Annotated in this window: 14 protein-coding genes; 10 read left to right on the top strand and 4 right to left on the bottom strand. The window is 32.7% G+C overall.

Going from position 1 to position 14596, the window contains the following annotated elements; translation table 11 throughout:
- Positions 1 to 18 precede the first annotated feature (18 nt).
- The 7 genes from GFJ94_RS00410 (at position 19) to GFJ94_RS00380 (ending at position 6807) form a co-directional block, all read left to right on the top strand.
- Entirely contained in the window at positions 19 to 972 is a 954-nt protein-coding gene (locus GFJ94_RS00410; protein WP_153199325.1) for an acetyl-CoA carboxylase carboxyltransferase subunit alpha, read from the top strand.
- A 143-nt stretch (positions 973 to 1115) separates the two neighbouring features.
- Entirely contained in the window at positions 1116 to 2663 is a 1548-nt protein-coding gene (gene dnaB, locus GFJ94_RS00405) for a replicative DNA helicase (RefSeq protein WP_153199323.1), read from the top strand.
- Between the two features lie 93 nt (positions 2664 to 2756).
- Positions 2757 to 3068, top strand: a complete 312-nt coding sequence (locus GFJ94_RS00400) for a hypothetical protein (RefSeq protein WP_153199320.1) — start codon at positions 2757 to 2759, stop codon at positions 3066 to 3068.
- Positions 3069 to 3182: 114 nt separating this feature from the next.
- A complete protein-coding gene (locus GFJ94_RS00395; protein ID WP_153199318.1) occupies positions 3183 to 3707 on the top strand; it encodes a hypothetical protein in 525 nt (174 codons plus the stop codon).
- A complete protein-coding gene (locus GFJ94_RS00390; protein ID WP_153199316.1) occupies positions 3691 to 4488 on the top strand; it encodes a sensor histidine kinase in 798 nt (265 codons plus the stop codon). Before GFJ94_RS00395 ends, GFJ94_RS00390 begins: the two co-directional genes overlap by 17 nt.
- Positions 4488 to 5180 carry a response regulator transcription factor gene (locus GFJ94_RS00385; RefSeq protein ID WP_153199314.1) on the top strand — a complete coding sequence of 231 codons (693 nt, stop codon included), beginning with the start codon at positions 4488 to 4490 and terminating at the stop codon, positions 5178 to 5180. The genes GFJ94_RS00390 and GFJ94_RS00385 overlap by 1 nt, the downstream gene beginning before the upstream one ends.
- 349 nt (positions 5181 to 5529) lie before the next feature.
- Entirely contained in the window at positions 5530 to 6807 is a 1278-nt protein-coding gene (locus GFJ94_RS00380) for an asparagine synthetase B (RefSeq protein ID WP_153199312.1), read from the top strand.
- Between the two features lie 214 nt (positions 6808 to 7021).
- On the opposite strand, the gene GFJ94_RS00375 is transcribed toward GFJ94_RS00380, so the two are convergent.
- Positions 7022 to 7483, bottom strand: a complete 462-nt coding sequence (locus tag GFJ94_RS00375) for a DUF1569 domain-containing protein (RefSeq protein WP_153199310.1) — start codon at positions 7481 to 7483, stop codon at positions 7022 to 7024.
- A gap of 84 nt (positions 7484 to 7567) precedes the next feature.
- Positions 7568 to 10186 carry a cyanophycin synthetase gene (gene cphA, locus GFJ94_RS00370; RefSeq protein ID WP_153199308.1) on the bottom strand — a complete coding sequence of 873 codons (2619 nt, stop codon included), beginning with the start codon at positions 10184 to 10186 and terminating at the stop codon, positions 7568 to 7570.
- Positions 10187 to 10422: 236 nt separating this feature from the next.
- Between cphA and GFJ94_RS00365 the strand changes: the two genes are divergently transcribed.
- Together GFJ94_RS00365 and GFJ94_RS00360 are read left to right on the top strand one after the other, a co-directional pair.
- Complete coding sequence (locus tag GFJ94_RS00365) at positions 10423 to 11295, top strand: cyanophycinase (RefSeq protein ID WP_153199306.1); 873 nt, start codon at positions 10423 to 10425, stop codon at positions 11293 to 11295.
- A gap of 92 nt (positions 11296 to 11387) precedes the next feature.
- Positions 11388 to 12230, top strand: a complete 843-nt coding sequence (locus GFJ94_RS00360; RefSeq protein WP_153199304.1) for an isoaspartyl peptidase/L-asparaginase — start codon at positions 11388 to 11390, stop codon at positions 12228 to 12230.
- A 78-nt stretch (positions 12231 to 12308) separates the two neighbouring features.
- Here GFJ94_RS00360 and rlmF read toward each other — a convergent pair whose 3' ends face one another.
- Complete coding sequence (rlmF, locus tag GFJ94_RS00355) at positions 12309 to 13226, bottom strand: 23S rRNA (adenine(1618)-N(6))-methyltransferase RlmF (protein ID WP_153199302.1); 918 nt, start codon at positions 13224 to 13226, stop codon at positions 12309 to 12311.
- A 488-nt stretch (positions 13227 to 13714) separates the two neighbouring features.
- On the opposite strand from rlmF, the gene GFJ94_RS00350 reads away from it, so the two are divergent.
- A complete protein-coding gene (locus GFJ94_RS00350; RefSeq protein WP_153199300.1) occupies positions 13715 to 13975 on the top strand; it encodes a hypothetical protein in 261 nt (86 codons plus the stop codon).
- A gap of 107 nt (positions 13976 to 14082) precedes the next feature.
- On the opposite strand, the gene rplT is transcribed toward GFJ94_RS00350, so the two are convergent.
- Complete coding sequence (gene rplT, locus GFJ94_RS00345; protein WP_133610711.1) at positions 14083 to 14427, bottom strand: 50S ribosomal protein L20; 345 nt, start codon at positions 14425 to 14427, stop codon at positions 14083 to 14085.
- Positions 14428 to 14596 lie beyond the last annotated feature (169 nt).

The raw sequence follows: 14596 nt of genomic DNA, 5'->3' as shown, positions 1-14596 counted from the left end.
AACCCAAATAAACCGATTATGGAATATTTAGATTTTGAATTACCAATTAAAGAGCTTGAAGACCAATTAGATAAATGTCAAATCATTGGTCAGGAATCAGATGTTGATGTGTCTAACACTTGCAAGCAAATTGAGAAGAAATTAGAAGAAACTAAGAAAAAAATATACAAAAATCTTACAGCTTGGCAACGTGTGCAATTATCGCGTCATCCAAATCGCCCTTATACATTAGAATATATTACAAATTTAACTAATGGAACGTTTTTAGAACTTTTTGGAGACAGAGGTTTTAAAGACGATAAAGCGATGGTTGGTGGATTAGGTCAAATCAACGGACAATCTTTTATGATTATTGGGCAGCAAAAAGGTATTAATACTAAAATGCGCCAATACAGAAACTTCGGGATGGCCAATCCAGAAGGATATCGTAAAGCATTACGTTTAATGAAAATGGCAGAGAAATTTAATATTCCTGTATTAACATTAATAGACACTCCAGGAGCTTATCCAGGTTTAGAAGCTGAAGAAAGAGGTCAAGGAGAAGCTATTGCAAGAAATATTTTCGAAATGGCTCGTTTAAAAACTCCTATTATTTCAGTTATTATTGGTGAAGGAGCTTCAGGAGGTGCATTAGGAATTGGAGTAGGAGATAGAGTATATATGTTGGAAAATACTTGGTATTCTGTAATTTCTCCAGAATCGTGTTCGTCTATCTTATGGAGAAGTTGGGAATACAAAGAGCAAGCAGCTGAAGCATTGAAATTAACTTCGTTTGATATGAAAAAACAAAAGTTAATCGACGATATTATTCCAGAACCGCTTGGTGGCGCTCACTACGACAAAGAAACTACGTTTAAATCGGTTGCTGAGTATGTAACTAAAGCTTTTAATGAGTTAAAAGATTTATCAACAAAAGATTTGGTGGCGCAACGAATGGATAAATACAGCAAAATGGGTGAATTCAAAGAATAACCACTTATTTTCAATTATAAATAAAAATCCGAAGCCGCAAGTTTCGGATTTTTTTTGGCTTATCAACAATAAATTTGAGTTATTAACAGTTCACTATTAAGAACTCAAAAGGATATTTTATAAAATTTGGTTACCTTCGCAATATGGAAAATGTCAGAAATATGAACCCGATAAAAGTAGATAAAACTACGATTATCAATTTGGAAAAAGGAAAACTACCTCCTCAAGCGTTAGACCTTGAAGAAGCGGTACTTGGTGCCATGATGATTGATAAAAAAGGGGTAGATGAAGTAATTGATATTTTACAACCAGATGCCTTCTACAAAGATGCTCACAAGCATATTTTTGAGGCTATTGTTCAGTTATTTAATGAAACTCAACCGATAGACTTATTAACCGTTTCGGCGCAATTAAAGAAAAACGGAAAACTAGAACTTTCTGGTGGCGATTTTTATTTGATTCAGCTAACACAAAAGATATCTTCTTCGGCACATATTGAGTTTCACTCACGTATCATTTTACAGAAATTCATTCAAAGAAGTTTGATAAAAATTTCAAGCGAAATCATTGAAGAATCCTATGATGAATCTACCGATGTATTTGATTTATTAGACAAAGCCGAATCAAAATTATACGAAGTAACGCAAGGTAATATTAAACGTAGTTCAGAAACGGCTCAAAGTTTAGTAATTCAAGCAAAAAAACGTATCGAAGAAATTGCAGGAAAAGAAGGTTTGAGTGGAATAGCAACAGGATTCCACAACTTAGATAAATTAACCTCAGGTTGGCAACCATCCGATTTAATTATTATTGCGGCTCGTCCGGGTATGGGTAAAACCGCATTTGTACTTTCAATGGCTCGAAATATGGCGGTTGATTACAATCATCCAGTGGCTTTATTCTCTTTGGAGATGTCTTCTGTTCAGTTAATTACACGTTTGATTTCATCTGAAACGGGTTTGTCTTCTGAAAAGCTTCGTACCGGAAAATTAGAAAAACACGAATGGGAGCAACTTTCTATCAAAGTAAAAAACTTAGAAAAGGCACCTTTATATATTGATGATACACCTTCATTATCCATTTTTGATTTACGTGCGAAAGCAAGACGACTTTCATCTCAATATGGAATTAAAATGATTGTTGTGGATTATTTGCAGTTAATGACAGCTGGTGGAAATGGAAAAGGCGGTGGAAATCGTGAACAAGAAATTTCTACTATTTCCCGAAACTTAAAAGCATTAGCAAAAGAATTAAACGTTCCGGTTATTGCGCTTTCTCAGTTATCGCGTGCGGTGGAAACTCGTGGTTCTAGTAAAAGGCCTTTACTTTCCGACCTTCGTGAATCGGGTGCGATTGAGCAAGATGCGGATATTGTATCGTTTATTTACCGCCCAGAATATTATAAAATTGACGAATGGGATGATGAAGAACGTACACCAACACAAGGTCAGGCCGAATTTATCGTAGCAAAACACAGAAATGGTGGTTTAGATGAAATCCGATTAAAGTTCGTAGGAAACTTAGGAAAGTTCGAAAATTTAGACGATTTTAGTTCTCCATTTGATGAATTGCCTTCTAAAATGAATTTGGATGATAATAATCCATTCATTACGCCAAATTTACCAACGCCTAACGAAGCTTTTGGTAGCACCATGAATTCGTTTGATGATGATTCAGATGTTCCATTTTAAATAATTCAAAATAAAGTTAAAAACAGGCAAATTGCCTGTTTTTTTTATTAATTTTTTTACTACATTTATAATTCAATTATAAAAAATAAAAATATGTCAGATTTTAAAATTACTCTCGAAGACGCAATTAAATGGATTACAAATTGGAGAACTAATCTACCAAAAGAACCTGCAAAAGCACACTTAATTCAAAAACAAGCTTTATTAGACGTTATGGAGCCTAGTGATGTTGTGGCAATTAGAGCTTATATGGCAGTTGATGACGACGGCATTCAAAAAGTAATATTAGTAGGTGTAGATGCTAATGGTCAAGATTTGATAGATGATAATCATATTTTGGTTGATAAATCTTATCCTTGTCCTCCAAATTGTGGTATTGAAAGCCAATTGCTTAATTTAAAATAGGTGGATTCTTCCTATTACTTATTTGGTACCTCTGCAATTTTATGCATACTTTATTTTATAGGTTTTTTCAAGTTTGGAAAAACCTATAAAATTTTTACATTATATATTTTAGGAGTGCTGATAATAGACTTTGTTGCCTCTAATTTATGGAATTGGTTTAAGATTTATAATATTTTTACATCGCATTTTTATGATTTGTTCCAATTTGTAATCCTGAGTTATTTTTATGCCACCCTTTTACAAACTAAAAAGCAGTTATTATCTGTCTATTTTCTATTAATTATACTTCCTGTTTTTTTATTGTCGCGATATGTTTTTAACCCTCAAATGTTTTTTGAGTATAGTTTGTTAGAAATGTATTTAGCTACAATGCCTATAATCATTTATGCTACCATGCATTTGTACAATAATTTAGGACAAAGAACTGAATTTTATTATGCTAACCTAGGGATTTTATTATATTTATTTGGAAGTACTTTTGTCTTTTTGTTTTACGAATTATATTCATTTTTTGATAGAAGTAATATTTTTTATAAAAATTTAATGACCATAAATTTAACGCTACAATTTATCAAATTTGGATTTTTCTTTTACCAATTGAAACTAATTTATTTTAACAAAGATGGCAAATACAATTAATATAGAGAATGCAGAGTTAGCAAATGCGGTTTTTTTTATTTTGCTAGCTTTTTTATCTATGTTTTTGGTGCTGATTTTATTTTTCTATTTTTCAAGAAAGAAAATCGTCCAAATTGAAGTAGATAAAAAAAACTTAGAGATTGAACACCAAAAAGAGTTATTAAATTCGGTTTTAATTACTCAGGAAGAAGAGCGTAAACGTATTGCACAAGACTTGCATGATGATATTAGTTCAAAACTTAATGTGGTTTCACTAAACAGTCATTTATTGAAAACTCCAAATCTAAACGAAACCGAACAATTAGAAATCACCAACAATATTATTGAGTTAACACAAAAAGCGTTAGAGAATTCTAGACGCATTGCACACGATTTATTACCACCAGTTTTAGAGAAATTTGGACTTCATGCCGGAATTGAAGAACTTGTAGAAGAGTTTAATAGTACCAAAACTGTTAAAGTTTCGTATGAAAACAACATTGATTTTGTAAGCTATACTATTGAAAAACATTTACATATATTTCGTATCCTTCAAGAATTGTTAAATAATTCGCTTCGACACGGAAAAGCCACAGAAGTTTCAATACAATTTACTACTTTCGAAGACCGAAAAACATGTACTTATATCGATAACGGATTAGGTTTTGATAGTTCGAGTGAGGAAAATCAAAAAGGTTTGGGAATGATGAATATAGAAAGTAGAATTAACTTTTTAGGAGGCAATTTTAGCTTTACTTCAAAACCAAACGAAGGAGTAAAAATGATATTTAATTTCAATTAATGGAACAAAAGATTAGAATAATATTAGCTGATGATGAGGAATTATTCCGAAAAGGAATCTATTTCTTACTTCAACGTGAACCTAATATTGAAATTATTTTCGAAGCTTCAAACGGAGGTGAATTAGTGGAACATTTAAAAACTACTACCGAACTTCCCGATATTATAATGATGGATTTAAAAATGCCATTATTAAACGGAGTGGAAGCAACTAAGTTAATTCACAAAGATTTTCCAGCAATTCGAATTATTGCCTTAACTAGTTATAATACTAAATCGTTTATTGCTAATATGATTAACGTGGGCGCAGCATCGTATTTAGTTAAAAACGCTTCGCCGGTTGATATGATTAAAACTGTTAACGAAGTGGCTCAAAAAGGATTTTATTATAATGAAATCGTGATGGAAGTAATTCATCAAAACATGATTTCAAATGCAACTTCAAGAACTGTTTTAGATGAGGATTTCTTAACCGAAAGAGAAAAGGAAGTTTTGGAATTAATTTGTAAACAATACAGTTCAGTTGAAATTGGAGAGATGTTGAGTTTAAGTACTCGAACAGTTGATGGTCATAGAAATAACCTTTTGTTAAAGACCAACTCAAAAAATATGGCAGGATTAGTCATATTTGCCATACAAAATAAAGTTATCAACTTAGAAGAAGAAGACTCTAATAATGATATTGAGTCTTAATAATTGAAAATTCGAAAGAAATTAGTAATTTCTGCAGAATTGAAAAACTAAAACAAAATACACAAGGATAGTTATTGCTAATACTATATATCCAATTTTTTTTAATAATTTCATTTCTTTCGAGTTTATTAACGATAAATTTCGACTGTTCGTGTTCATCTTTTTTTATTTTGATATGTGTCAAAACTAAAGCAAAAAATATTCCTGTGTAAGAGTAGAAATACCTGATTTTCAAACCAGGTATTTTTACGGGGGTAACCAGGTATTTTTACGGGGGTGCGACTTTAACATTTCAATAAATAATATTTGTTAGAAATGTTATAAATTAGTCCAATTATAATAGCAAACCATGAAATCTAAAGCGATCAGCTTATATATTATATTGTTTTTTCTTAGCTCTTTTTCGAGCAAAGCCTCCTTTGTGTTATTACCAATGGAAGCTGAAGGACAACAAAATCATTTAAAAGCCTACGGAATTACCTATTGGGCTTTAGATAAAAGTTACAAAGTAAGTTGGTTGTTAAATTATCGTGGTGGTTCTTTTCTATTACCTGATGCTCCAGAAATTAGAAAAGAATGTCAAATTCGAGGCGTAACTTTTGAAGTATTATCGGATGCGGCAACTAATACTATTTTAGAAGAAATTAGTTCGCCATCACAAAATATGGAAACAGTTGTATTAGAAAAAGCGCCAAAAATTGCGGTTTATACTCCAAAAGGAAAGCAACCATGGGATGATGCTGTAACCATGGTTTTAACGTATGCCGAAATTCCGTTTACCGAAATTTACGATGAAGAAGTTTTGTCAGATCAATTATTGTTATACGATTGGTTGCACTTGCATCACGAAGATTTTACGGGTCAATACGGAAAGTTTTTTGGAAATTATAGAAGTACGCCGTGGTACATCCAACAAAAAGCAGAAGCAGAAGCTTTGGCTAAAAAGTTAGGTTATACTAAAGTTTCGGAAGAGAAATTAGCGGTAGCTAAAAAAATCAGAGATTTTGTTATTGGTGGCGGATTTATGTTTGCGATGTGTTCGGCTACTGATAGCTTTGATATTGCGCTTTCGGCAGAAGGAGTTGATATTTGCGAACCGATGTTTGACGGAGATGATTCAGAAGCCAATTATCAATCCCGTATAGATTACACAAGTACTTTTGCTTTTAAGGATTATACGTTAGTTCGTAATCCAATGGTTTATGAGTTTTCAGATATCGATACCACCGAAGAACACGGGAAAGGAGCTTTTTCTATGGATAAAGACTACTTTACTTTAATGGAATATTCCGCAAAATGGGATCCAATTCCTACGATGTTGTGTCAAAATCATACACAATTAGTTAAAGGTTTTATGGGACAAACTACTGCTTTTGATGCTGAGAAAATCAAATCTAATGTTTTGGTAATGGGCGAATGCAAAATCAACGGAGAAGCACGATACATTCACGGAACCAAAGGAAAAGGAATGTTTACTTTTTATGGAGGTCACGACCCAGAAGATTACCAACATAGAGTAGGAGATGCTCCTACAGTTTTAGATTTACATCCAAATTCGCCAGGTTATCGTTTGATATTAAACAATGTATTGTTTCCTGCAGCTAGAAAGAAGAAATTGAAAACTTAATTTTGTACTAAAAATAATATAAAAAATAAGTTTTTTCATTTTTCGTATACAAAGTATCGCATTTCACACCATTTTTGGAAATCTTGCTTTACTGTTGTTTAAATTTAAGTTCTTAAAAATTAATGATTTGAATAGTTTGAAGACATATAATAATAAATTTTTAGTTTTATTAGTATTGATTGTTTTGGTACTAAACATTCTTTGTATTATAAAGTTATGATTTCAAAATATCATTAACAATCATCAAATGATGCTTCGTGTGAAGTAATAAAAATTTCTCAGTTTCTTTCTTGTTTAATATTCCAAAAAACGGATGCGGAAAATTAGCATTTTTGTCCAAATTTCCCCAATTCTTTAAATTCTCCTTCACTTTTTCTAAACTCAAAGTCAATGATTCAGTAGAAATATCGCCTTCTGGTCTAACAATTTTTGGTGCTCTTGCCTTTCCTCTTGGGATTTTTTTAGCAATTGACATGATCAAAAAGCGCTTAAAATTAAAATGCCATTGATAATCTGAAGGATTCGAATTTTTACAAGCTGTAACAATTTGATCAATCGTTTTTAGACTGTGTTCAATATGCCAACCTACACTTCCACCAGAAACCGCAAGATTTGTAGTTTCACATTGTGAGATTTTAGATTCTAACTGGCTAATTAAGTTTTGTAAGTTTTGCATGTTGTTATTTTAATGATATAAAAATATAAAAAATCCCAAAGACCATTACGGAATTTGGGATTTATATTTTAGAATTAACTTTTATTAAGCTTCTTCGTTTTCTTTATCTAAATATTCCTGAACAACCTCAATTGCATTTGTAATAACATCACTTAAAGCGGTAATGAAACTTCCATCTTCTGCACTATTCATAGCATGTTTCAATGCTTCTACTTCTTTACTTATAACTTCGTGTGTTACAGTTTTTCCGCTTGCAGCAATTCCTTCTAAAATAAGATTGTTTATTTCTTCTTCGGTTCTACCACGTAAGTGTTTTTCTTGGCGAATGATAATATGATCAAACATTCGAGCGGCAATAGTAGCACATTCTTTAATGTCTTCATCTCTTCTGTCACCAACACCAGCGATAATTCCAATTTTTTTAGTGGCTTCTACAGAAGATAAATATTCTTCCACACCGCGATAACCAGCAGGATTGTGAGCAAAATCAATCAATACTTTGAATTTTTTGAATTCGAAAATATTCATTCTTCCTGGCGTTTGAGCTGCACTTGGAATAAATGTTTGTAATGATAAGCTAATGTCTTCAGTTTTGAATCCTTGCAAATATGCAGCTAAAGTAGCTGCTAAAACATTTGCAATCATGAATTTTGCTTTTCCACCTAACGTCAACGGAACGTGAGTAGCTCTTTCTACTCTAATTTTCCATTCGCCTTTTTTAATAGTGATGAAACCATTTTCATAAACTGCAACAATTTTGCCTTCTTTTGCTAATTGTTTAGCAACAGCTGAATTTTCATCCATACTAAAATAAGCAATATTGCAACTTAAATCTTTTGCAATTTTCATGCAATATTCGTCTTCAGCATTTAAAATAGCCCAGCCATCTTTCTTGATACTTTTAACTACAGTAGCTTTTACTCTTGCCAAATCGTCTAAAGTATCAATATCATTCAATCCTAAATGATCTTCTTGAATGTTAGTGATTATACCAATATCACAACGACTAAAACCTAAACCGGCTCTTAAAATTCCACCGCGAGCCGTTTCTAAAACAGCAAATTCCACTGTTGGATCTTTCAAAATGTATTCTGCCGAAATCGGTCCAGTAGTATCACCTTTTTCCATCATGTGATTTTGCACATAAATTCCGTCTGAGGTAGTAAAACCAACTTTGAATCCATTATTTTTTACAATATGTGCAATTAATCTAGTAGTGGTGGTTTTTCCATTAGTACCGGTTACTGCAATAATTGGAATACGACTTGGTTTTCCTGGAGGATACAACATATCAATTACTGGAGCAGCCACGTTTCTTGGTAAACCTTCGGAAGGAGCTAAGTGCATTCTAAATCCAGGAGCTGCATTCACTTCTAAAATACAACCACCGTTTTCTTTTAGAGGTTGTGTTAAGTTTTCTGCCATAATATCCACACCGCAAACATCTAGTCCAATCACACGAGAAATTCGTTCACAAAGGAATATATTTTCTGGATGCATCATATCGGTAACATCTACTGAAGTTCCACCAGTACTTAAATTAGCAGTTGATTTTAAATAAACAACTTCGTCTTTTCTTGGAACCGTTTCTAAAGTATAGCCTAATTTTTCTAATAAATCAGTTGTGTCTCTATCAACGTCAATTTGTGTAAGTACATTTTCGTGTCCATAACCACGTCTTGGATCTTTATTAGTTTCTTCTATTAATTGTTGAATCGTATGTGTTCCATCTCCTTTTACATGCGCTGGCTCTCTTTTAGCAGCAGCTACCAATTTGTTATCAATAATCAAAACACGGAAATCAAAACCTGTAATGAACTTTTCTACAATAACTCTTCTGCTGTAATTCTTCGCGTAAGCTAATCCTGCAACGGCATCTTCCCATTTTTTTACATTGATGGAAGCGCCTTTTCCGTGATTTCCATCTAAAGGTTTGATTACAATTGGGTAACCAATTTTCTTAATTACATTTTCTAAATCTTCTTCATCAACACAAATACCGCCACTTGCCACAGGAATCGAAGCCAATTCTAACATTCGCTTAGTTTCTTCCTTATTACAAGCAATATCTACAGCAATATTACTTGTTTTACATGTAATGGTCGCCTGAAAGCGCATTTGATTAACACCGTAACCTAATTGTACTAGTGAATTGGTTCCTAAACGAATCCAAGGAATATCTCTTGCAACAGCTTCTTCTACAATACTTCCAGTTGAAGGACCAAGACGAACACGTTCTCTAATTTCACGCATTTTCTGAATATCAGCTTCTAAATCATATTCAGTTCCTGCAATTAAAGATTCGGCAATTGAGACAGCGCTTTCAGCTGCAAATAAGCCTACGTTTTCTTCGGTATAGCTAAAAACTACATTATAAACACCAGGAGTTTTAGTTTCTCTGGTTCTTCCAAAACCTGTTTCCATTCCGGCTAAGGTTTGAATTTCTAGGGCAATATGCTCAATTACATGTCCCATCCATGTACCTCTTTCAACACGTGAAAAGAAACCGCCTCTGCAACCTTCTGAACAGCGATGTTCAATCATAGTTGGGAACATAGCTTCGATTCGCTCTCTAAATCCTTCGATTTTATTGGTAGGAAATTGTTCCATTTCTTCCAAATCTAATCGCATTTGAATTAATTTTTTTCTTTGAACGCTCCAAATGTTAGGACCTCTAAGTGCTTGTATTTTTAATATTTTCATAAAAATTGAAAGTTGTATTTTAAATGGATAATGATTTTGTTAAAAATAGAAAAATAATATTACAGTGTGATGTTTTTTAAGTAAAATTATCAAATTTTAGCTTTTGTTGTACTTTGGTTTTTATTTGATAAGCATTTATAGATGATCTTTACCCTTTCTTGAAAAATCATTAAAAAGTTTCATTTCTTTATCTCAATTTGATTTGTGTAGTATTAAGAAATAGTTATTTTTACGCCATGGAAATACAAGGAAAATTAATAATTATTGGTGGTGCTGTAGATAAAGGAAGTTTTACAGAAACCAATTTGGATAAAGATGCTGCAAAGAATTTGAATTTTTTCGAAACAGGAATCTTAAAAAGAATCATTAAAGAATCAAAAAATAAAGAGGAATCTCGTATTGAGGTCATAACTACTGCTTCTGTAATTCCTAGAGAAATTGGTCCTGAGTATATAAAAGCATTTAGCTATTTAGGAGCAAATAATACAGATGTTCTTTATATTGAAAAAAGAGAACAAGCTAGTGATCCTGAAATTTTAGAACGTCTAAAGGCAGCTGATGTTGTTATGTTTACGGGTGGAGATCAGTTACGATTAACTTCAATTTTAGGAGGAACACCATTTGATGAAATTCTAATTGATAAATATAGAAATTCTGATTTTATCTACGCAGGAACATCTGCAGGTGCTGCAGCAGCTTCAAATAACATGATTTATCAAGGCAGTAGTTCTGAAGCTCTACTTAAAGGTGAAGTAAAAATAACTTCTGGTTTAGGTTTAATTGATGATGTTGTAATTGATACTCATTTTGTAAAAAGAGGAAGAATTGGACGTTTATTTCAAGCAGTTGTTGGTAATCCAAAAGTACTAGGAGTTGGACTTGGTGAAGATACAGGTTTGTTAATTACAAATGGTCGTCAAATGGAAGCTATTGGTTCTGGTTTAGTTATTTTGGTTGATGGAAGAGAAGTAAAAGACACCAATTTAACACAAGTAGAATTAGGTCAACCCATCTCAATCAATCATTTAGTTACACATGTAATGAGTCAGTATGATAGATTTAATTTAGATACTCATAAAATGACGATTCATTCATCACAACACGTTTAATTAGGTAAAAGGTAATGGGTTTTAGGTAAAAGGTTTCATAACCCTTCACCCAAAACCTTTCACCCAAAACCTTTCACCCTTCACCCAAAAACATGAAAATAATTATCCACGGCGGATTTTTCTCAGAATCATCAACCAGTTTAGAAACAAAAATCGCAAAACAACAAGCCCTTTTACGCATAGTGAAAGATTCGTATGCCTATTTACAAAATCATTCGGCATTAGAAACAGTGGTGTATGCGGTTTCTCAGTTGGAAGACGATGAATTGTTTAATGCTGGAATTGGGTCACAAATTCAATCAGATGGAAAAATCAGAATGAGTGCTTCTTTAATGGATGGCGAATCGCAGAAAATGAGTGGTGTTATCAATATTGAAGAAGTAAAAAACCCAATCCAAGTCGCACAAGTTTTAATGCAAGTTGATGACCGAATTTTAGGTGGAAGCGGTGCCACAAATTTTGCCAGAAAACACGGATTTGAACCTTTTTCAACTGAAATTCCACAAAGAAGAGCCGAATATGAAGCCAAATTAGACTCATTAGGAACGGGAACTGTAGGTTGTGTAGCTTTAGACAATAACGGAAAAATTGCAGTAGCGACTTCAACGGGTGGAAAAGGATTTGAAATTCCAGGAAGAATCTCAGATTCGGCAACCGTAGCAGGAAATTATGCTAATGAATTTTGTGGAGTAAGCTTAACAGGAGTAGGCGAGGACATTGTAAGTAACGCCACAGCAGCAAAAATTGTAACCCGAGTTACCGACGGATTTGCAATAGAAAAAGCCTTCGAAAAAACCTTTGCCGAATTAAAACCTTATGATGGTTTTGCAGGTGCTATCGGAATTGATAAACAAGGAAACATCTTTCATCAAGATTCGCATCCAAGTATGGTTTTTGCCAGCTTTGATGGGGAAAATGAGGAAGTTTTTGAGTAATAACATTCTTTTCAGTACATAAACACAAAACCCGAAAGCAGCACTTTCGGGTTTTCTATTCTCTTATTTCTTTGCTCTTTACTCTTTCTTCTCTTCCTTAAACGTCCAAAACAAAATTCTACTCACTTTGTTTCCGTGTTTCATTTCTGTAATTTGGTAGGTTGCTTTTACTTTTTTAAGATGCGAAAGCAACGGTTTTAAATTATCTTTTTTAGAAACTAACGAGGAAAACCATTTGCATTGCGCTTTAAAATGCACACTTTCATAAATCATATTGCTGATGAACGTTAGTTCGCCACCTTCGCACCATAATTCATTATTTACGCCACCAAAGTTTAAGGTTGGTTTTTTAGAATCTTCAATGCCTAAGTTTTTATTTTTACGAATCGTGCCTTTATTTGCTTCTTCTTTAGAACTGTGAAAAGGCGGATTACAAATCGTCATGTCAAATTTATCTTCTGGAAGAATGATATTCTTGAAAATGTTTCGTTTAGATGTTTGCAATCGCAACGCAACGTTTTCTTTTAATTTTTGATTCGAATTAATATTTTCTTGAGCCGCTTCAAAAGCTTGTTTGTCAATTTCGCTACCCACAAAGCGCCAATCGTATTCCGAAACACCTATTATCGGATAAATACAATTCGCACCAATTCCGACATCTAAAATGCGAATTTTATGCTTGGTTTGAATCGTTCCGTAAGTATCTTCTAAAATATCGGCAACTTGGTGAATGTATTCTGCTCGTCCTGGAATAGGCGGACAAAGAAATCCTTTTGGAATATCCCAATTTTTTAAACCATAAAAATGCAACAACAACGCTTTGTTCAACATTTTCACCGCATCAGGATTCGCAAAATCAATCGTTTCGGTGCCAAATTCATTTACCGTAACAAATGGTGCTAAATCAGGATTCGCTGCAATTAAAGTTTTGAAATCGTATTTGCCGTGGTGTTTGTTTTTCGGATGAAAGCCGGTTATGGTTTTGGTTGTATTCAAGGTATTGTTTTTAAAGTGTAAAGGTATTGAATTCTGGGGAAGGTTAATAAGGTATAATTTATAAAAGATGTTTATATTTGATGATATTTAATAATTACCAGAAATTTTATAACAACAAAATGTCTAATATAAAACCAAAATATAATTATAAAAAAAATATTCTGTTGATCATTTTCGGAATCATAATGCTTGTTTTTTTTACATATTTATATTTAAATTCCAATGAATTATCATTGAGGAAACCTGGTACTGGGCGATACAGTTGGGTCGGTGAACTTTTTTATAAAAATAATAAGCTCCTTTCAGTAGTTTCAATATTTTTTATTCTTCTATTTGGTTATTCATTAGTTATCTTGATTACACAGCTCTTCAAAAATAAGTGTTATCGAAAATCCCGATAACCCGATATTGATGAATTGCATTCCGGGCCCACAATCAAAATCAAATTTCAATAAAACTATGTTGTTAGCAAAATTAAAAATGTATAAATGATTACGATTGAGAAATTAAAAGTTTACGAAAAATATTCTGGTGATGAAGATCGTTTGGCTAGAATAGCTTTAAAAACTGAACGAGAACTTTTTGATAAAAATTCAGATTGGTTTGAAATAATGAATTTTAAACAAGACATAACTATAATTTCTCAAAATTTAACTTCTGAGCAATACAGGAAATCTTCAATCGAAAGAATGAAAAAGTTATGTGATAATGAAGCTTTTGAAATGTTAACAAAATCTTTCTTATCATAAGCTTAATAGACTCGATACCGCGGATTTATATTCCGTATCTAAAAATAAAAAACCCCGATTTTCATCGGGGTTTAATATATAAGTAAGATAAACTGAGTTAGACGTAATTATTTAATTTTGTTAACGATAGCTGTGAAAGCAGCTGGGTGATTCATAGCTAAATCAGCAAGAACTTTACGGTTCAATTCGATATTGTTAGCTTTTGCTTTCCCCATAAATTGAGAATAACTCATACCATGTAAACGTGCACCAGCATTGATACGCGTAATCCATAAAGCACGGAAATTTCTTTTGTTTTGTTTTCTATCACGGTAAGCATAGCACATTGCTTTTTCTACCGCGTTTTTAGCTACAGTCCAAACGTTTTTACGTCTTCCAAAGAAACCTTTGGCTTGTTTTAATACTCTTTTTTTTCTAGCTTTTGTAGCTACTGAATTTGTTGCTCTTGGCATAATTTTAAATGTTTTTTGCAGTAAGGCGGTTTTTCAACACTTTTAAGCTTCGCACTTTGTATTTCATACTTAGTACTTCGTTCAGCCCACTCCAGGGTTACTAAATTGTTTTAACCAAACAAACTAATGAAATAATTTTTCCTTTTGTCACCCTCTCCTTTGGGGAGGG

It is taken from the genome of Flavobacterium sp. LMO8 (assembly GCF_009495755.1).
Classification (GTDB): Bacteria; Bacteroidota; Bacteroidia; order Flavobacteriales; family Flavobacteriaceae; genus Flavobacterium.
The sequence above is the reverse complement of the archived record's forward strand: the minus strand, read 5'-3'. Positions and strand labels throughout refer to the sequence as shown.